The following is an 18,623-nucleotide window of genomic DNA, read 5'->3' on the forward strand; positions in this document are numbered from 1 at the left end:
GGCTTTTTACAAATGTAACGGCCTGCCGAAGGCGGCGCCCGCCGCCGGCTGCGGGCGCCTTACGGTTGGGCCGGAGCGGGCGCGTCGGCCGGCGCCGCGGCGACGCGTACCAGCGGCCGCCCGCCGGAGAGCTTGCGCACCAGCACGTAGAACACCGGGGTCAGGAAGATCCCGAAGATCGTGACGCCCAGCATGCCGGCGAACACCGCGACGCCCATCGCCGCGCGCATCTCGGCGCCCGGGCCCGTGGACAGCACCAGCGGCACCACGCCCATGATGAAGGCGATCGAGGTCATCAGGATGGGGCGCAGCCGCAGCCGGCTGGCCTCCACCGCCGCCTGCCGGGTCGCCATGCCGGATATCTCCAGGTCGCGGGCGAATTCCACGATCAGGATGGCGTTCTTGGCGGACAGGCCGACGAGCACGATGAAGCCGATCTGCGTGAAGATGTTGTTGTCGCCCTGGTCGAGCCACACGCCGACCAGCGCTGCGAGGATCCCGGTCGGCACGATCATGATGATCGCGAAGGGCAGGGTGAGGCTCTCGTACTGGGCCGCCAGCACCAGGAAGACCAGGAGCACGGCCAGCGGGAAGACGATCAGGCCGGAATTGCCGGCGATGATCTGCTGGTAGGTGAGGTCCGTCCACTCGAAGCCGACGCCCTTGGGCAGCGTCTCCGCCGCGACCCGCTCCACCGCGGCCTGAGCCTCGCCGGAGGAATAGCCGGGCGCCGGTCCGCCGTTGATGTCGGCGGCGAGGAAGCCGTTGTAGCGGCTCGCCAGTTCCGGTCCGGCCGACGGCTTCACCGTCATCAGCGCCGACAGCGGCACCATCGCCCCGTTCGACGAGCGCACCTTCAGCCGGGCGATGTCGTCGGGTTGGCTGCGGCTGCCGGCATCCGCCTGCACCCGTACCGAGTAGGTGCGGCCGAAGGCGTTGAAGTCGTTGACGTAGAGCGAGCCGAGATAGATCTGCAGCGTGTCGAAGACGTCCGTCACCGAGACGCCCAGCTGATGCGCCTTGGTGCGGTCGAGATCGGCAAAAAGCTGCGGGACGCTGATCCGGTAGCTCGAGAACATGCCGGCGAGCTCCGGCGCCGCGCGCGCCTTCGCCAGGAAATCGTTCGTCGCCTGGTTCAGCGCCTCGTAGCCGAGGCCGGCGCGGTCCTGGAGCTGCAGCTTGAAGCCGCCGATCGTGCCGAGGCCCTGGACGGGCGGTGGCGGGAAGACGGCGATCGTGGCTTCGCGGATGCCGGCATATTTCTGGTTGAGTGCGCCGGCGATGGCGCCGCCGGGCAGGCCCTCGCGTTCCTCGAACGGGGCTTCGGTGACGAAGACGACGCCGGCGCTGGGGCTGTTGGTGAAGCCGTTGATCGACAGGCCGGGGAAGGCGACGGTGCTGTCGGCGCCCGGCTCGTCGAGCGCGATGTCGCTCATCTCCCGAATGACGTCCTCGGTCCGGTCGAGGCTGGCGCCGTCGGGGAGTTGGGCGAAGCCCACGAGATAGCCCTTGTCCTGCGCCGGCACGAAGCCGCCGGGCACCTGGTTGAACATGAAGACAGTCGCGCCGACGAGGACGAGATAGACGCCCATGACGATCGTCTTGCGGGAGAACAGCCGGCCGACGGAATTGCCGTAGGCGCGCGAGCCGAAATTGAAGCTGCGGTTGAAGCCGCGGAAGAACCAGCCGAACACGAAGTCCATCGCCCGCGTCAGGCGATCCTTCGGCGCGTCGTGCCCCTTCAGGAGGAGGGCGGCGAGCGCCGGCGAGAGCGTCAGCGAATTGATCGCCGAGATGACCGTCGAGATGGCGATCGTGACGGCGAACTGGCGGTAGAACTGTCCGGTGAGGCCCGAGATGAAGGCGAGCGGCACGAAGACCGCGACGAGGACCAGCGCGATCGCGATGATCGGTCCGGAGACCTCGCGCATCGCCTTGTAGGTCGCCTCGCGAGGGGCGAGGCCCTCCTCGATGTTGCGCTCGACATTCTCGACGACGACGATCGCGTCGTCGACCACGATGCCGATCGCCAGCACCAGCCCGAACAGGCTGAGCGCGTTGATCGAGAAGCCGAGCACATAGAGCGCGCCGAAGGTGCCGATGATTGAGACCGGGACGGCGATCAGCGGGATGATCGAGGCACGCCAGGTCTGCAGGAAGACGATGACAACCAGCACCACCAGCACGATGGCCTCGAGCAGCGTGTGCACCACGGCCTCGATCGAGGCGCGCACGAACTGGGTCGTGTCGTAGACGATCTCGTACTTGACCCCTTCCGGCATGTTGGCCTGCAGCTCGTCCATCGTCGCGCGGATCGCGTCGGAGACGCCGATCGCGTTGGAGCCGGGCGACTGGAAGATCGGCAGGGCGACAGCCGGCTCGCTGCTGAGCAGCGAGCGCAGCGAATAGCTGGAGACGCCAAGTTCGACCCGGGCGACGTCGCGCAGCCGCACGACGGCACCGTTCGGAGCGGTCTTGACGATGATGTCGCCGAAGGCCTCGGGCGTGTCGAGCCGGCCTTGCGCGTTGACGGAAAGCTGCAGCTCGATGCCGCCGTTCGTCGGCGGCGCGCCGATCTGGCCGGCCGCGGCCTGGACGTTCTGCTCGCGGATGGCGGCCACGACGTCGCTGGCCGACAGGCCCTCCTCGGCGACCTTCTGCGGATCGAGCCAGACGCGCATCGCGTAGTCGCCCGAACCGAACACCTGAACGTCGCCGACGCCGGCGATCTGCGCCAGCCGGTCCTTGACGTTGATGACGGCGTAGTTGCGCAGATACTTGATGTCGTAGCGTCCGTCCGGCGAGACGAGGTGCACCACCATCATCAGGTCCGGCGAGCTCTTGGTCGTGGTGATGCCGAGCGAGCGGACCTCTTCCGGCAGCCGGGGCTCGGCCTGGCTGACGCGGTTCTGGACGAGCTGCTGGGCCTGGTCGGGATCGGTGCCGAGGGCGAACGTCACGGTCAGGGTCAGCGCGCCGTCGGCGGTCGCCTGGCTGGACATGTAGAGCATGCCCTCGACGCCGTTGATCTCCTCCTCGATCGGCGTCGCCACCGTCTCGGCGATGACCGTCGGATTGGCGCCGGGATATTGCGCGCGCACCACGATCGAGGGCGGCACGACCTCGGGATACTCCGAGATCGGCAGGGCCTGCATGCCGAGCAGGCCGCAGATCAGGATGAGCACCGACAACACGCCTGCGAACACCGGGCGATCGATGAAGAAATTCGAGATGTTCACGGGGGATCTCTCCGTTCGCCGGCAGGGGCGTTTCGGCGGAAGGTGCCCGGCAGGGCAGGGCGTCACGACGGCAGGCGGGACTTGGAAGGCTCCGGATGGACGGACGGCCCGGCCTGGGGGAAAGCCGGGCCGTCCTTGCCCGTCGCGACCTAATCGGCGGAGGCCAGCGCGACGGGTTCGGGATCGACGAGGGTGCCGGGCGTCAGGGACTGGATCCCCTCGACGACGATCTGCTCGCCGGGCTTCAGGCCGTCTTCGACGACCCGCAGCCCGTCGACCGAGGCACCCAGCCGGATCGTGCGATACTCGACCGTCTTGTCCGCGCCGACGACCAGCACGTATTTGCGGTCCTGGTCGGTGCCGACGGCCCGCTCGCTGATCAGCAGCCTGTCCTGCGGCTTGGGCTGTCCGAGGCGGATGCGGACGAATTCGCCGGGGATGAGCGCACCCTTCGGATTGTCGAGCGCGGCCCGGATCCGCAAGGTGCCGCTCTGCGGATCGACCTCGTTGCCGATGAGCTGGACATGGCCCCGCACGGCCGCCTTGGCCCCCGTGGAATCGAAGCGCTGCACCTCGACCGGGATGTCGCCATAGGCGGGCAGCGGGCCGTCCTGCTCCGGCAGGGCGGACAGGATCTCGGCGACGTCGCCGGCACTGACGTCGAACCCGGCATAGATCGGGTCGACAGAGACCACCGTCGTCAGCACGGCGGAGGAGAGCCCCGCCGCCACGAGATTGCCCGCCGTCACCTCGATCTGGCCGATCCGGCCGTCGATCGGGGACCGGACCTCGGTGTAGCCGAGGTCGAGTTCGGCGGTCCTCAGCGCCGCCTTTGCCGCGTCGGCGCTGGCGACCGCCTGGTCGGCGGCGCTGGAGCGCTGGTCGAGCGTGCTCTGCGAGACGGTACGCGAGGTCACCAGCTGCTCGGCTCGGCCGACCTCCAGCGACGCGAGCCTGACCTCCGCCTCGGCCGCCTCGACATCGGCGCGCGCACGGGCGACGGCTGCCTGATACGGCGCCTGGTCGATGGTCGCGATGAGATCGCCCTTCTTCACGAGCGCGCCTTCGCGGAAATGGTACGACTGGATCGCGCCGCCGACGCGGGGCCGGATCTCGACCCGGTCGACCGCTTCCAGCCGCCCGGAATAGTCACGCCAGAGCGTCACCGATCGTGGTGTCACCTGGAAGACCGGAACCTTGACCGCTTCGGGCGCCAGGGCGACCGCTTCACCGGCGGTGGCGCGGTCGGTCTCGTTCAAGGCCGCCGTCGTCGCGCCCGCCGCAATGGCGACCGCCAGGCTCGCGCTCCAGAGGAGCCGCCGAGAGACTATCTGTTTCATGAAGGGAATTCTCTCGCGAAGGGTCGGATAGCAACGGAGCGTTTCGCGGGGGTTAGCTCTGGCCGGCTGCCCGCCATGGAACTTCAAAAACCTGTGGCATTGCGGTCGGCCCCGAGAGCCGGAGCTGCCGGCAAGGACCGCCGGGCAAAGGGAAGCAGAGGTCGCGTGATGGATGATGCCACCCGGGCGTTGACGTCATGCCCGGGTGGCATCAAGCTGGTAGGTCAGAAGCCGGTGACGTCGGTGGGGCGTACGACGCTTGCGCGAGCAGCCTCTTCGGAGCGCTTGCGCGCGTACTCCGAGCCAGGAACGGTGGCGGCCGGCCGAGCGGCTGTCGCGTAGCCGTAGGTCGTGGGCCGAACCGTCGCGCGGGCAGCGGCATCCGGATATCCGGCCGCGACACGCTGGCGTTCAGCAAAGCCGTTGGCGCGGCTCGTTGCGTCCGAGCCCGGCACATACTGCGCCGAAGCCATGGTCGAGGCGAACAGCACCAGTGCGACGGCGCTGGTGGCGAGAATGCGGATCATTGTCCTGTCCTTCATGTTCGTGCCGCGCTTTTCGCGGCGTGATCGGTAAAATCTGTACCGATCGGTAGGGAGAACATGGATGCCGGCGCCGGACGGTTCAAGGGACTATATAACGATTGGTACAGAAATTTTTTGCGTCGTCCCGGAGCGCTTCCAGCCGGGGCTCAGCCTGTCTCTCGACCCCTACATGCGCGGCCGCATGGATGACGGCGACGAATCCCACGCTGCACCCTACGCCCTCGGCGAGCCGCCGGGGGGCGGAACCGTGGCCGGGGTCATCTCCTCGGACATCGATGCCTTCCGTTCGGGCGACCTCGTCCTCGCGAATGGTGGCTGGCAGGTACGCGGTCTGGAACGGGTGGGACCTCTACGCGCTGCCGCAGGACATGGCCTGCCCCTCACTCGCTCTCGGCATCCTCGGCATGACGGGATTCACCGCAGTATGGGCTGACTGTCATCGGCGCATCAAGGTCCGGCGAGACGCTGGTTGTCGGGGCGGCCACGGGCGCAGTAGGCGCGGCCGTTGGCCGGATAAGGAAGTTAGTCGGCTGCCGCGTGGTCGGCATAGCCGGCAGGCAGCGCAAGTGCCGCCATGCGGTCGAGGTCCTGCTCCGAAAATGCCGGAACCACCGAGACCTGGACGGACCCAGGCAGATGCCGGTGTCGAGCTGGCGCACGGCGAAAATGCTCCGCCTGAGGGCCGGCAGGCTCCATGGCGACGTTCTCAGGCAGGCCACTGCCGGAGACGGGGTGCGCGGGATGGATCCTGGTCGTCGCGAATGGTCAGAACTGGTAGGTGACGTTCACCTTGAACGAGCGGCCGGGCTCGGAATAGTAGAGGTCCGGCTGCGACGGGCTGTCGGGGACATTGACCGCGTCATAGTAGGTCTTGTCGAAGACGTTGAAGATGCCGCCCGCCACCTTGAAGCCGGGCAGGGCCTCCGGCGCGTACCACGCCGTCAGATCGACCACCCCGTAGCCGGGCGCCTCGTAGCCCTCGTCCACCTTGTCGCGGCGCGCCGCCAGCTTGGTCGAAACCTCGCCGCCCCATTCGAGTCTGGCGTAGCCAAGGCCGAGGATCGCGGTCAGCGGCGGCACCGAGTCGAGATAGGTATCGTCTGTCAGGTTGCGCCCTTCGGCGTAGGCGAGCGAGCCGCGCGCAGTCCAGTAGTCGAGGAAGCGGACATGGCCGCCGAGCTCGACGCCGGAGATGCGGGCATCGGGGATGTTGCGGTAGCTGGAGATGCCGCCCTGCGGGTAGAGCGGGTTGCAGTTCGCCGGCTCGACGAAGCAGGACGGCGCCAGCTGCACGACGTCGATGAAGTTCTCGTACTCCGTCCGGAAGACGTTGACGTGGGCACCGTAGTCGGCGGTCTCGTACTTCATCCCGATATCGAAGCCGTTGCTGCGTTCGGCCTCCAGTTCGGGATTGCCGGCGCGCAGATAGGTGCCGACCGCGCCGAAGCGCGAATAGAGTTCGCCGACGGTCGGGGCGCGGAAGCCCATCGACCACTGCGCATAGGCGGTGAGTTCCGGCAGGAGGTCGTATTCGACCAGGATCTTCGGCGAGACCGCCGTGTCGCTGGAATCGGGCGGCAGCGTGCCGTCATAGGCGGCGCTGCCGGCATATTCGTCGGTGAGCTGCGGCGTCTCCTCGTACCAGTCGAAGCGCAGGCCCGGCGTCAGGCGCAGGCGCCCGTCATAAAGGCCCATCTCGTCCTCGGCGTAGAAACCGACGGAGTTGCTGTCGACCTCCGGCGTGTCGGCCTGGTTGCTGTGCAAATTGTTGCAGGCCGTGAACGGACCGGTATAGGGCCGGCGGCAATTGTCCTCGCCGTAGGAATACTGGGTGGTCGTCGCGGTCCGCAGCTCGGTGCCGAAGGTCAGTTGGTGCGAGACGATGCCGGTCTCGAAATTCTCCGTGGCGTGACCGTTGAAGCCGAAGGATTCCTCGGCGAGGCTGTTGTCGCGGTAATAGGGACCGACAACGGAGGCGGAGCGATAAGCGTCGATCGTCGAGTGCCGCTCGACGTTCTGGTAGTAGAGGACCGCCGAAGCCTCATCCAGCCAGCTGGCGCCCCAGTCCGGCGACAGATAGTCGTAGGTCAGCGCCGCCCGTTCGCGCTTCACGTCCTCGCCGGAGGAATAGTTCCCCGCCAGATAGTTTCCCGTCGCGCCCTGGCTGGTGCGCGTGTCGATGTCGTCGTCGCGGCTGAAGATCTCGCCGGTGACGCCGAAGCGGTGCCCGCCTTCGACATATTGATGCAGCTTGGCAAGGATATTGTACTGGTCGTAGTCGAGCGGGTTGGGCTCGGTCCGCGTCGCGCCGAGCGAGTCGATCTCGCCCCGGTTGTCGATCTCGTGGCCGCCGCGATAGCCGCCCTGGATCAGGGCGTAGGTGTTCTCGACGCGGATCGCCGCGGCGTTCGAGGTGAACCAGCTTTCGTCGACGGAATCATAGCCGTTCTTGGTGAGGCCCCCGAGGGTCCTATCGCCCGGTAGGAGGTCCTCCGGGTCGAGCGTGCGCAGGGCGAGGACCCCGCCGAGGGCGCCAGAGCCGAGCAGCGGGTCGGCGCCGCGCGTCAGGTCGAGCGCCGAGAGCGAGCTGAAGTCGAAGCTGTCGGCGCCGCCATTGGCGCCGCGGGTCGCGTCGGCGAGGTAGGGCACACGGATCCCGTCGATCGTCGTGAGCACGCGCGGCCCTTCCAGGCCGCGGATATTGATCGAGCGCGTGGTGCGGTTGAAGCTGATGCCGGCTTCCTCGGTGCGGCCGAGATCCTCGATACTGTCGATCAGCTTGTTGTCGATGGTGGCACGCAGCGTCGTGCTGGTCGTGACGGTTCCGCCGACACCTTCGCTCGCCGCCGCTTCGCCGGACTCGATGATGACCGGGTCGAGGACGAGATTGTCTTGCGTGGTGACGGTCTGCGCCGCCGCAGCGCCCGTCAGCAGGGCGGAAACCGCCGCGCCCGTCATCATCGCCCGCATCATGTCACGCATCGTCATCGCCCCTCGCGCAGCGCCCCGGAGCCTGCGCTCTCTGGAATTATTCCACGTTATACATCAATGGATTTCCGGTATTACGCTAGATACTGAGGCAAAAGTTGGAGAGTCAATCAGAAAGATTCGTTTAGTCTATATTATATGAATTCCAGATTTGATATATTCTAATTTAGAGGAATTCTACTCTACAAAAGCTTCGACGTCTTCTTGACGGACGAGGGCGAATACGACAATCAGGCTGATGTATTCGGCGCTGGCTGCGGTCGGCTCCGTGCACATCCGAGCCAGAGGGATCGACAATGCGCCTGTCCGCCATCGCTACCGCCGCCGTGCTGTGCGCCTTCGCCGTGCCGGCCGGGGCGCAATCCGCCGAGCCGCAGCGGGTGATCACGATCGGCGGGGCGATCACCGAGATCCTCTATGCGCTGGGGGAGGAGGACCGCGTCGTCGCGGTCGACACGACGAGCCTCTATCCGCCGGAGGCGCTCGCCGAGAAGCCCAATGTCGGCTACATGCGCCAGCTCTCCGCCGAGGGCGTGCTGTCGCTCTCGCCCGACCTCATCCTGATGGATAACGGTGCCGGCCCGCAGCAGGCCGTCGACCTGATCGATGCGGCCGGGGTGGCCGTGCAGCACGTGCCCACTGGCTACACGGTCGCGGAACTGACCGAGAAGGTCCGCACCGTGGCCACCGCCGTCGGCAAGGCGGAGGCCGGCGATGCGATGGCCGCGGACATCGCGGCGGGCTTCGAGGCGCTGGCGGCCGATCTGGCCGGTATCGAGGACAGGAAGCGGGTGCTGTTCATCCTGTCACTGGTCGACGGGCGGATCAACGCGGCCGGCAGCGGCACCGGCGCCGACGCCGTCATCCGCCTTGCCGGTGCGGAAAACGTCTTCGGCGACGTCGAGGGCTACAAGATCCTGTCGTCCGAAGCCGTCGCGGCGCTCGAGCCCGACGCGATCCTGATGGTGACGCGCCCCGATCTCGAAGCAGTCGACCCGCTGACGGTGCCGGGCCTGGCCGCGACGCCGGCCGGTCAGACGGGCACCGTCATCCGCATGGACGCGCTGCACCTCCTCGGCTTCGGTCCCCGCACGCCCGGCGCGCTGCGGGAACTCGCGGCGACGCTCTATCCGGGCGTCGTTTCCGCCGAGGCGGCGAATGTCCGTTAGTCCGGCGCTCGCGGGGAGCCGGATGCCGCGCGCCACAGCCCTTTCCGGCGATCGCAGTGCGCGCGCGACGATCGGGCTCGGCGTGCTTGCCGCGCTGCTCGCAACGGCCGCGCTGCTGGCGCTGGCGGTCGGCCCGGCAATGCTGTCGCCGGCGACGGTCATGCGCGTCCTGCTCGACGGACCGAACGGTACGACCGAGACGATTTCCGACCGCGTGATCGTCTGGCAGATCCGGCTGCCGCGCGTGCTGCTCGGCGCGCTCGTCGGCGCCTCGCTCGCGACGGTCGGGGCTATGATGCAGGGCCTGTTCCGCAATCCGCTGGCCGATCCGGGCCTGATCGGCGTCTCTTCTGGCGCGGCCTTCGCGGCGGTGGCGACGATCGTGCTGTCCACCGGCGTGCTGGCGCCTTACGCCGCGCTGTTCGGCATCTATGCGCTGCCCGTCGCGGCCTTCGGCGGCGGGCTTGCCGCGACGCTGGTCATCTATCGCATCGGCACGCTGGCCGGGCGCTCCTCGGTCGCGCTGATGCTGCTGGCCGGCATCGCGCTTGGGGCGCTGGCGGCCGCCGGCACCGGCTTCCTCATCTACATGAGCAACGACGAGCAGCTGCGCGACCTGACCTTCTGGACGCTCGGCGGGCTCGGCGGCGCCAGCTGGGCGAAGCTGGCGGCCGCGGCGCCGATGATGGTCGCAGCTTTGGTCTTCGCGCCGCTGGTCGGCCGCGGCCTCAACGGCGTGGTGCTCGGCGAGGCCGAAGCGTTTCATCTCGGCGTGCGGGTGCAGGCGCTGAAGCGCGTGACGATCGTGCTCGTCGCACTCGCCACCGGCGCCGCCGTCGCTGTTTCAGGCACGATCGGCTTTGTCGGCATCGTCGTGCCGCATCTGCTGCGCCTCTGGCTGGGGCCGGATCATCGCTATCTGCTGCCGGCCTCGGCACTGTTCGGCGCGAGCCTTCTACTGTTCGCCGACATGGCGGCCCGCACCCTGGTCGCGCCGGCCGAGCTGCCGCTCGGCATACTGACGGCGGCGATCGGCGCGCCGGTGTTCCTGTGGATCCTGCTGCGCCGCCGCGGCGTGGCGGACTATTGAGGGCAGGGGCATGATCCGCATCGACGAAGCCAGCGTCCACTATCGCGGCCGGGCCGCGCTCCATACCTCGTCGCTCGACGTCGAGCCCGGCGCCTTCACGATCGTCGTCGGGCCGAACGGGGCGGGAAAGTCGACGCTGCTGAAGCTGATGGCCGGCGAGATCGCACCCGACGAGGGCAGCGTGCTGCTCGAGGATCGGCTGCTGTCGAGCGTCCCGGCGCGGGAACTGGCCCGCCGCCGCGCGGTCCTGCCGCAGAGCTCGGCGCTCGCCTTTCCCTTCACCGTCGCGGAAGTCGTGCGGCTCGGGCTCGATGCCGGCGGACGGACGAGCCGGGTCCAGGACATCGTCGACGCGCTGGATCGCGTCGATCTGGCAGGATTTTCGGGCCGCTATTACCAGGAGCTGTCGGGGGGCGAGCAGCAACGGGTGCATCTCGCCCGCGTGCTCTGCCAGATCGGGCCGGCGGTCGTCCACGGCACGCCGCGCTACCTCTTCCTCGACGAGCCGATCTCCAGTCTCGACATCCGCCATCAGCTGGCGGTGCTGTCGATCGGGCGCGACTTCGCCCGCGCCGGCGGCGGCGTCGTCGCGGTCCTGCACGACCTCAACCTCGCGGCGGGTTTCGCCGATCGCCTGGTCGTCCTGGCGCATGGCGCGATCGTCGCCGACGGCTCGCCCGCCGACATTCTCACGGACCGGCTCATCGAGAGCGTCTTCGACCTCAAGCTGCGGGTCGGCGCGCTGCCGCCGCCCGGCATTCCCTTCGTCCTGCCGCAGAACGCGGCCTGAAACCCAGGAAAACGCCATGGAAGCCTCTTCTCTCGCCGCCGCGCCGACACCGGCCGTGCCGTTCTTCGCGACAGGCAAGCGCTCGCGCGATCTCGCTCGCGAACGCGGCCTGTCGGAAGCCGAACTGCTGGCCGAACATGACGGTCCCGAAGTGGTCCGCCTGCGGCCGGAGATGGCGGCGATCGTCGAGGCGCTGCCGTCGCTCGGCGAGGTGATGTCGCTGACCCGCAACGAGGCGGCGGTGCACGAGATCGTCGGGACCTTCGGCGAGATCAGCCTGTCGGGGCACATGGGGCTGGTGCTCAACCCGCCGCTCGACCTTCGCCTGCTGCTCAAGCACTGGCACCACGCCTTCGCAGTCGAACTGCCGGACGAGAAGGGCCCGCGCCGCAGCCTGCAGATCTTCGACGCGGCGGGCGAGGCGGTGATCAAGATCCATCTGCGACCCGCCTCCGACGTCACCGCCTTCGAGGCGCTGCGGGAGCGTTTCGCCGACCCGGCGCCGCAGCCGCTCTCGGTCGTTGCCTATCCGGTCGAGGAAGTCACCGGGACAGCCGATGCAGAGGCGTTTCGCCGCGAGTTCGCCGCCATGCGCGACGTCCACGAATTCTTCCCGATGCTGCGCCGGCATGGGCTCGATCGCCGCGGCTCGCTCGACGTGATGGGTGATGCGCATGTGCGGCGCCTGGGGAAGGGCGCGGCGACGGCGCTGCTGAATGCGGCGAGCGAGCAGGCCCTGCCGATCATGTGCTTCGTCGGCAGCCGCGGCTGCATCCAGATCTTCACCGGCAAGGTGAAAACCATCAAGGCGATGGGGCCGTGGATCAACGTGCTCGATCCGGGCTTCGACCTGCATCTGCGCGAAGACCTGGTGGCCGAGGCCTTCGAGGTCCGCAAGCCGTCGAAAGACGGCGACCTGACCACCGTCGAGCTCTACGATTCGGAGCGCCGCCTGATCGCGCAGTTCTACGGCGAGCGGCGCCGCGATCATCCGGAAGAAGCCGCCTGGCGGCAACTGGCGAGCGAACTCGCCACCGGCTGAGCTTCGCCGCGGGTATGTAGACGTACCGCTTCAACAGGCTCCCAGTCCCGTCGACAAGGCGAAGATCCGCCGGCGGCAGGAACTGCCCCGAATCGACCTGCTCGCGCAGCCGGGCATCGAACCACCGCGACAATGGCCCGCGGGACGTCTTCCTCCCGTCTGCAGCGCGTGTCTGCGGGTGCCGCGCCCTCAGCATGCGCCAGCGGAGCATGGTACGAACGGCAGGCGCCACTTGCGGGATTGCCTGTCAGGAACGATCTCAGCCGGACCATTCCCAGAGGCACCTCACGCTTTGACCATTCAGCTTCCGTTCGACAACTCGTACGCGCGCCTGCCGGACCGCTTCCATGCGCGCGTTACACCGACCGCCGCGGGGACCCCGAGGCTCATCCGGGTGAATGCGGAGCTGGCCCGTCATCTCGGCCTCGATCCCGAATGGCTCGCCGGCCCGGACGGCGTCGAGGTGCTTGCGGGCAGGCGGGTTCCGAGCGAGGCGAACCCGGTCGCGATGGCCTATGCCGGACATCAGTTCGGTCAGTTCGTTCAGCAACTCGGCGATGGTCGTGCGATCCTGCTCGGCGAGATCATCGACAGGGACGGGATCCGACGCGACCTGCAGCTGAAGGGCTCGGGCCGGACACCATTTTCAAGGGGCGGCGACGGCCGGGCGGCGCTAGGGCCCGTCCTTCGCGAGTACATCGTCGGCGAGGCGATGGCCGCTCTGGGGATTCCGACGACCCGTTCGCTCGCGGCCGTCGCAACCGGTGAGCAGGTCGTCCGCGAAAGGATGCTTCCGGGGGCGGTGCTCGCACGCGTCGCGTCCAGCCATGTGCGCATCGGCACCTTCCAGTATTTTGCGGCGCGGGGCGATGTCGACGGGCTGAGGATCCTCGCCGACTATGTCATCCAACGGCACTACCCGGAGGTGGCCGGCACGAAGCAGCCTTATCTGGAACTCCTGGACCGCGTGGTCACCCGACAGGCGGAGCTCGTCGCAAAGTGGCTGCTGGTCGGTTTCATCCACGGCGTGATGAACACCGACAACGTGTCGATCGTGGGCGAGACCATCGACTACGGCCCCTGTGCCTTCATGGACGCCTATGATCCAGCCACCGTCTTCAGCTCGATCGACCGGCAGGGTCGCTACGCCTATGGGCGGCAGCCGGGGATCGCCGAGTGGAACCTGACGCGGCTGGCAGAGACCCTGCTGCCGCTGATTGCGGAGCAGCAGGAGGAGGCGGTCGTTCAGGCGCAGGAGGTGCTCGCCGCGTTCGCCCCCCGTTTCGAAACGGCTTTCCACGGCGGGCTGGCGCGCAAGCTCGGCCTTTCCAGCCCGCTGGCCGAGGACGTGGCGCTCGCCGGCGATCTCCTGAAGGCAATGGCCGAGAACCGCGCCGACTTCACCCTGACGTTCCGACGCCTCTGCGACGCCGCCAAAGGACCGGAAGAGGACGCGGCGGTGCGGGCTCTGTTCGATGATCCTGCCGCTTATGAACGCTGGGCCGTGCGGTGGCGGCAGCGATTGCAGGCTGAACCGCAGGACGTCGGCACCCGGCGCGACGCCATGAGGGCGGTCAATCCAGCTTTCATCCCGCGCAACCACCGGATCGAGGCGGTCATCGACGCGGCCGTGGAGCGGGACGACTTCAGCGCCTTCGACGAACTCATGGCGGTACTCGCGCGCCCCTACGAGGATCAGCCGGAATTGGCCCGTTATGAGAACCCGCCTGAGCCCCACGAACAGGTCAGCCAGACGTTCTGCGGGACCTGAGAGAGAGCCTCCGGCAGCTTCATGAAGCTGAAGCTGCGTGAGGACGATGATGGACGAAGCGCTGTCACGTCGACTCGATCGAGCGACCCGGGGGCTCAAGGACAACCGTCCTTGAGCCCCATTGCGCGTTATCGTCAGGCCGGATCAATCACAGAGAGCACGATCTTGCCCCGTATATGACCATTGCCAGCGCGCTCATGTGCCTCGCGGGCGTTGGCAAGGGGGAAGCTGCTGTCGATCGCGACGCGGATCGTCCCGTCGTCGAGCAAGGGCCGGATCTCCTCCAACTGCTTGCCGCTTGCCCTGACCTGCGTCGTCGAGAGCGTGACGCCGCGCTCGGCCGCTTCGTCGCCCCCAGAGGCGCCGAGACCAAAAATCGGAAACAGCGCACCGCCGCGCTTGAGCGTGCGCAGGAAGCGGGCGGTCGTCGCCCCGCCGATCGCGTCGACGACGAGATCGACATCGCGTGCGACATCCTCGGGAGTCACCTTGGTGTAGTCGATGAACTCATCGGCCCCCAGATCACGCAGGAATGCCTCATGGCTACCCGACGCCACGGCCGTGACATGCGCGCCCTTCCACTTCGCGATCTGAACTGCAAAGTGCCCGACGCCGCCAGCCGCCCCGTTTATGAGGACGCGTCGTCCGTCAAGCGGAACTGGCAGATGCTGGTCATGTTGGATGGGGTTCGCAACGTTGTGCCCCTGCGCTACCAGGAATTGCCACGCCGTAAGCAGCGACATAGGCGCCGCCGCAGCATGTAGATGATCAATATTGGCTGGCTTGCGGGCAAGGTCGGAAGACGGAACGCTGACATACTCGGCATAGGCGCTCGCGAGTCCATCCGGGAACCGAACCATCGAGTAGACGGCGTCGCCTACGGCGAACCCCTGGACGTCCGGTGCGGCCTCAACGACCACGCCCGAGATATCCGTTCCCAGGATGATCGGGAATTGCAGAGCCGGCCGCCACTCGGGCGGCAGGATCTTCATGCCGTCGCGCAGGTACCAATCCGGTGGATTGAGGCCGATGGCATGGACGCGGACGAGCACCTCGCCAGCCTGCAAGTCAGGCCGCGGCGCGTCCTCGTATTGCAGCACATCTGGTCCACCGAACTCATGCTGCCGTATTGCTTTCATCGTCCGCGCTGTCATTGCGATCCTCTTTCTCCCACGACGCGACGATCGTGAGCTGGCATTTGGAACGACATCGGCGGCCGGGTTCCGAGGGCACCGGGCCGATGCTCCGAGCGACCAAGTTATGATGTGACGTCGATGTTGATAATGCCTGCGATAGGCGCTTTAGTAGTGCCATGAAGGAACAAATGGGTTTGGATCGGCTGACGGGTCTGATCGCGTTCGCGAGAGCAGGCTCAATGGGCAGTTTCACCGCCGCCGCGCGGGCGCTTTCCATCTCGCCGTCGGCCGTCAGCAAAAGCGTACAGCGGCTCGAGCTGCGGCTTGGGGTGTCGCTGTTCACGCGCACCACCCGTTCCCTGACTCTGACGCCGGAAGGCCGGGACCTGCATGAACGTGCACTCAAGCTCCTGCGCGATGCCGAGGAGATCGAGCAGGTCGCGATCATGGCGCGGGCGGTACCATCCGGTACGTTGCGTATCGCCGTATCGCTGCCGATTGCCCTCCACCTCATTGCGCCGGCCCTGCCGGCATTCCGTAAACGATACCCGGACGTCATCGTCGACCTGCGGGTCAACGATCAGATCATCGATATCGTGGAGCAAGGGATCGATGTGGCCGTGCGGATCGGCGAACTCGCAGACTCGCGCCTCCTGTCCCGCCGCCTCGGACCCTACCGACTTTGCGCGTTCGCAGCGCCCGGCTATCTCGCAATGCGCGGCACGCCATCGCATCCGAACGAGTTGGAGGGACACGCCACTGTCAACTTTCGCTATCAGAGCACGGGGCAGATCTATCGCTGGCCATTCCGGATCGGGAGCCGCGAGGTCGAAATCGTGCCGGCATCGGGAATTATCGTGGATGCGAGCGAAGCGCTGGCCTCCACTCTTGTTGCCGGCGGCGGGATTGGCATCCTCGGGACGTTGATCGCGGCTCCCTACGTCGCGCGCGGCGAACTGGTGCCCGTGCTGCCCGCATTTGCCGTCGAACGAAACGACATAACTGCGCTCTGGCCCGAAAGTCGAGGGTCAAACCCTGCCGTGCGCGCCTTCCTGAACTACCTACAGGAAATCGTGGTGAGCTAGCCGCCTGAGATACGCCGAGGAGTTCGTCGGGCGAAAGCTGTCGACCCAAGGCCGGATCGCCTGTCCGGTGGAGGCAAGCTCAAGTCCGGATTTGCGGCCCGCAGGCTCTTTCCGGCACACGTTGAGAACTCTTCAGCGGTTCCTACGCCAGACAAGGCGACAGCACGCCGTCCATCCAACGCATGAAGGCGTCGGCCACCACGTTGCGGGCACGGCCTTCGAAGACGTTCGCGAACGCCCGGTGCAGGTCGACGATCGCCTGTTGGAGCGGGTGGTTCGGGTCCTGGCGGAGGAACGGAAGTTCCGCCTTCAGCGCCGGGATCTCCCTGATCTGGTCGAAGGTGGTCAGCCTGCGCGGCTCGGAGCGGTGCCGCTCGAGATGCGCCCTTCGGGCGGTCGATCCTGTCCCGGCCCTGAAGGACCGGGTTTGCGGATCAACAAGAACCGATCAAGCCGTCCTGGCCTCGATCAGCGTTCGCAAGCGCTCCGCGTCCGCGGAGGTCGCGGGATTGTAGACGATCATGCCAAGGTCGGGCCGCCCCTCGACTGCAAAGGAGGAGAACTCCAGATCGAGAGAGCCTGCGTCCGGGTGGTGGATGCACTTCACGCCCTCGCCGTGAGCGACCACGTCGTTGTCCTGCCACAGCGTCTCGAACTCGGGGCTCGTCCGGCGGAGATCGTCGACGAGCGCGGTTGCCTCGGCACTGCGGCTCGCCCCCGCCCGTGCCACGTCCGCCCGGAACGCGCCCACCACGAATCGAGCGACGCTCTCCCAATCCTCCCGCTTGTCGCGCATGCGCTTACTGCTGAACATGAGGCGCAGGATGTTGCGCTCCTCCCTCGGCAGCCTGGAATAGTCGGTCAGCAAGGCGGCGGCTGCCCGGTTCCAGCCGACGACGTCCCAGGTCGCTGTCTTGATGATGGCGGGACTGAGTGGCATCGCGTCGAGCACGCGTTGCAGCCGTGGGCTGACGCCGTCGGCTGGCTGGTAGCGCACCTCCGGCGGGCGGCCCAAGCCCAGCATGTAAAGATGCTCCCGCTCGGGTTCGGTAAGCATCAGCCCTTTGGCGATCCGATCCAGCACGTCGGCCGAGGGCGCTCCGCCGCGGCCCTGCTCGAGCCATGTGTACCAAGTCGGGCTGATGTTCGCGCGCGCGGCGACCTCCTCCCGGCGGAGTCCGGGCGTGCGACGGCGGCCGCCGACGAAACCGAACGACGCCGGGTCCAGGCGGGTCCGGCGATCGCGCAGGTAGATGCCGAACTGGTTTGCCGTGTCCTCGGGCATGGGTGATCCTGTTGAAGCCTATACCATGATAAGATCACTACTTTACCATGCTGGCCCCCAAGGCGACATTCCTCTCCTCTGACACGAGGAGTCCCCATGCGCGTTTTCTTGACCGGGGCAACCGGCTTCGTTGGTTCCCGTATCCTTCCGCAACTGCTCGCCGCCGGCCACCAAGTCATCGGCAACGCTCGGTCCGAGGCCGGTGCCCGTCGGCTGGAACTGGCCGGCGCCGCTGTCCACCGCGGCGACCTCGACGATCCGGCGGGACTCGCCACTGGCGCCGAGGCTGCCGACGCCGTGATCCACACGGCGTTCGACCACGATTTCTCGCGGTACGCCGAGAGCTGCGAAAAGGACCGTCGGGTCATCGCGGCGATCGGGGACGTACTCGCTGGGTCGGATCGGCCGTTTCTCATAACCTCGGCCGTCGGCATGGGCAGCCCTGGAACGGGGCAGTTCGCGCGTGAGGACGTGCTCGACCGTGACCACCCCATGCCCCGCATCGCCAGCGAACTCGCGGGCCTGGCGGTCGGGGAGCGGGGCGTCTCCGTAGGGGTCGTTCGATTGTCGCAGATCCATGATCCGGTGAAGCAGGGCCTTGTCTCGCCCTTGATAGAGCTTGCCCGGCAAAAGGGCGTCTCGGCTTACGTCGGGGACGGTGGCAACCGCTGGTGCGCCGCCGCCGTCGAGGACGCCGCCCGCCTGTACGTCCTCGCGCTCGAGCGACATGAGCCAGGTGCCCGCTGGCACGCGGTCGCCGAGGAGGCCATTTCCGTGCGCTCGATCGCTGAGGCGATCGGCGCCGGGCTGGACGTGCCGGTCTCTTCGTTGACGGAAGATGATGCGGGGGAGCATTTCGGGTGGATGGCGGGGTTTGCGGCCTTCGACATGCCGGGCTCGGCTGCGCTCACCCGTGAACGGCTCGGTTGGGTGCCCAAGGGTCCAACGCTTTTGGAGAACCTGGCGAGGATGGACTACTCCGCCATTCCCGACTGAGGACCAGGCCTATCAAGATCGCGAGGAGCGCTTCGTCGACTTGCCAGTTCTCGTGCTCCTCGAAGAACCTCAATAGGGCCTCGAGCGCGTTCCATCTGTGCGGCTCCAATCCAACAAATTAGTCCGATGACCGTCAGGACCATGGCG

The 18,623-nt window shown here is 67.3% G+C and carries 14 protein-coding genes; 8 read left to right on the top strand and 6 right to left on the bottom strand.

Annotation, left to right across the window (positions count from 1 at the left end; all coding sequences use genetic code 11):
* Nucleotides 1–59: 59 nt before the first annotated feature.
* From LXB15_RS02800 to LXB15_RS02810, 3 genes are all read right to left on the bottom strand, one after another.
* Nucleotides 60–3,239 carry an efflux RND transporter permease subunit gene (locus LXB15_RS02800; protein WP_233950774.1) on the bottom strand — a complete coding sequence of 1,060 codons (3,180 nt, stop codon included), beginning with the start codon at nucleotides 3,237–3,239 and terminating at the stop codon, nucleotides 60–62.
* Between the two features lie 149 nt (nucleotides 3,240–3,388).
* The gene (locus tag LXB15_RS02805) at nucleotides 3,389–4,579 is read right to left on the bottom strand and encodes an efflux RND transporter periplasmic adaptor subunit (RefSeq protein ID WP_233950775.1); all 1,191 of its coding nucleotides are present in this window, start codon (nucleotides 4,577–4,579) and stop codon (nucleotides 3,389–3,391) included.
* A 224-nt stretch (nucleotides 4,580–4,803) separates the two neighbouring features.
* Entirely contained in the window at nucleotides 4,804–5,106 is a 303-nt protein-coding gene (locus LXB15_RS02810; RefSeq protein WP_233950776.1) for a hypothetical protein, read from the bottom strand.
* A 79-nt stretch (nucleotides 5,107–5,185) separates the two neighbouring features.
* On the opposite strand from LXB15_RS02810, the gene LXB15_RS21060 reads away from it, so the two are divergent.
* Entirely contained in the window at nucleotides 5,186–5,557 is a 372-nt protein-coding gene (locus tag LXB15_RS21060) for a hypothetical protein (RefSeq protein ID WP_370640160.1), read from the top strand.
* A gap of 332 nt (nucleotides 5,558–5,889) precedes the next feature.
* Here LXB15_RS21060 and LXB15_RS02815 read toward each other — a convergent pair whose 3' ends face one another.
* Complete coding sequence (locus tag LXB15_RS02815) at nucleotides 5,890–8,106, bottom strand: TonB-dependent hemoglobin/transferrin/lactoferrin family receptor (protein WP_233950777.1); 2,217 nt, start codon at nucleotides 8,104–8,106, stop codon at nucleotides 5,890–5,892.
* Between the two features lie 302 nt (nucleotides 8,107–8,408).
* On the opposite strand from LXB15_RS02815, the gene LXB15_RS02820 reads away from it, so the two are divergent.
* The 5 genes from LXB15_RS02820 (at nucleotide 8,409) to LXB15_RS02840 (ending at nucleotide 13,974) form a co-directional block, all read left to right on the top strand.
* A complete protein-coding gene (locus LXB15_RS02820; RefSeq protein ID WP_233950778.1) occupies nucleotides 8,409–9,281 on the top strand; it encodes a hemin ABC transporter substrate-binding protein in 873 nt (290 codons plus the stop codon).
* A gap of 22 nt (nucleotides 9,282–9,303) precedes the next feature.
* Nucleotides 9,304–10,371: an iron ABC transporter permease gene (locus LXB15_RS02825; protein WP_233950779.1), complete on the top strand. Its 1,068-nt coding sequence runs from the start codon at nucleotides 9,304–9,306 to the stop codon at nucleotides 10,369–10,371.
* A gap of 10 nt (nucleotides 10,372–10,381) precedes the next feature.
* On the top strand, nucleotides 10,382–11,161 hold the full coding sequence (locus tag LXB15_RS02830; RefSeq protein WP_233950780.1) for a heme ABC transporter ATP-binding protein: 780 nt from the start codon (nucleotides 10,382–10,384) through the stop codon (nucleotides 11,159–11,161).
* 16 nt (nucleotides 11,162–11,177) lie between these two features.
* Nucleotides 11,178–12,203, top strand: coding sequence for a hemin-degrading factor (locus tag LXB15_RS02835; protein WP_233950781.1), 1,026 nt, complete (start codon nucleotides 11,178–11,180; stop codon nucleotides 12,201–12,203).
* Nucleotides 12,204–12,495: 292 nt separating this feature from the next.
* A complete protein-coding gene (locus LXB15_RS02840) occupies nucleotides 12,496–13,974 on the top strand; it encodes a YdiU family protein (RefSeq protein WP_233950782.1) in 1,479 nt (492 codons plus the stop codon).
* 134 nt (nucleotides 13,975–14,108) lie between these two features.
* On the opposite strand, the gene LXB15_RS02845 is transcribed toward LXB15_RS02840, so the two are convergent.
* Complete coding sequence (locus LXB15_RS02845) at nucleotides 14,109–15,128, bottom strand: NADP-dependent oxidoreductase (RefSeq protein WP_233950783.1); 1,020 nt, start codon at nucleotides 15,126–15,128, stop codon at nucleotides 14,109–14,111.
* Between the two features lie 158 nt (nucleotides 15,129–15,286).
* Here LXB15_RS02845 and LXB15_RS02850 point away from each other — a divergent pair, with 158 nt between their 5' ends.
* Nucleotides 15,287–16,195 carry a LysR family transcriptional regulator gene (locus LXB15_RS02850; protein WP_233950784.1) on the top strand — a complete coding sequence of 303 codons (909 nt, stop codon included), beginning with the start codon at nucleotides 15,287–15,289 and terminating at the stop codon, nucleotides 16,193–16,195.
* 448 nt (nucleotides 16,196–16,643) lie between these two features.
* Here LXB15_RS02850 and LXB15_RS02855 read toward each other — a convergent pair whose 3' ends face one another.
* Entirely contained in the window at nucleotides 16,644–17,480 is an 837-nt protein-coding gene (locus tag LXB15_RS02855; protein WP_233950785.1) for a helix-turn-helix transcriptional regulator, read from the bottom strand.
* Nucleotides 17,481–17,576: 96 nt separating this feature from the next.
* Here LXB15_RS02855 and LXB15_RS02860 point away from each other — a divergent pair, with 96 nt between their 5' ends.
* Nucleotides 17,577–18,476 (top strand): SDR family oxidoreductase, encoded by a 900-nt coding sequence (locus LXB15_RS02860; protein WP_233950786.1) that lies wholly within the window; start codon nucleotides 17,577–17,579, stop codon nucleotides 18,474–18,476.
* Nucleotides 18,477–18,623 lie beyond the last annotated feature (147 nt).

Source organism: Aurantimonas sp. HBX-1 (assembly GCF_021391535.1).
Taxonomy (GTDB): domain Bacteria; phylum Pseudomonadota; class Alphaproteobacteria; order Rhizobiales; family Rhizobiaceae; genus Aurantimonas.

Excerpts from the sequence above, each read along its gene's own strand:
- LXB15_RS02805 (WP_233950775.1), bottom strand. The coding sequence starts at position 4,579 with ATGAAACAGATAGTCTCTCGGCGGCTCCTCTGGAGCGCGAGCCTGGCG.
- LXB15_RS02810 (WP_233950776.1), bottom strand. The coding sequence starts at position 5,106 with ATGATCCGCATTCTCGCCACCAGCGCCGTCGCACTGGTGCTGTTCGCC.
- LXB15_RS21060 (WP_370640160.1), top strand. The coding sequence starts at position 5,186 with ATGCCGGCGCCGGACGGTTCAAGGGACTATATAACGATTGGTACAGAA.
- LXB15_RS02815 (WP_233950777.1), bottom strand. The coding sequence starts at position 8,106 with ATGCGTGACATGATGCGGGCGATGATGACGGGCGCGGCGGTTTCCGCC.
- LXB15_RS02820 (WP_233950778.1), top strand. The coding sequence starts at position 8,409 with ATGCGCCTGTCCGCCATCGCTACCGCCGCCGTGCTGTGCGCCTTCGCC.
- LXB15_RS02825 (WP_233950779.1), top strand. The coding sequence starts at position 9,304 with ATGCCGCGCGCCACAGCCCTTTCCGGCGATCGCAGTGCGCGCGCGACG.
- LXB15_RS02830 (WP_233950780.1), top strand. The coding sequence starts at position 10,382 with ATGATCCGCATCGACGAAGCCAGCGTCCACTATCGCGGCCGGGCCGCG.
- LXB15_RS02835 (WP_233950781.1), top strand. The coding sequence starts at position 11,178 with ATGGAAGCCTCTTCTCTCGCCGCCGCGCCGACACCGGCCGTGCCGTTC.
- LXB15_RS02845 (WP_233950783.1), bottom strand. The coding sequence starts at position 15,128 with ATGACAGCGCGGACGATGAAAGCAATACGGCAGCATGAGTTCGGTGGA.
- LXB15_RS02850 (WP_233950784.1), top strand. The coding sequence starts at position 15,287 with ATGAAGGAACAAATGGGTTTGGATCGGCTGACGGGTCTGATCGCGTTC.
- LXB15_RS02855 (WP_233950785.1), bottom strand. The coding sequence starts at position 17,480 with ATGCCCGAGGACACGGCAAACCAGTTCGGCATCTACCTGCGCGATCGC.
- LXB15_RS02860 (WP_233950786.1), top strand. The coding sequence starts at position 17,577 with ATGCGCGTTTTCTTGACCGGGGCAACCGGCTTCGTTGGTTCCCGTATC.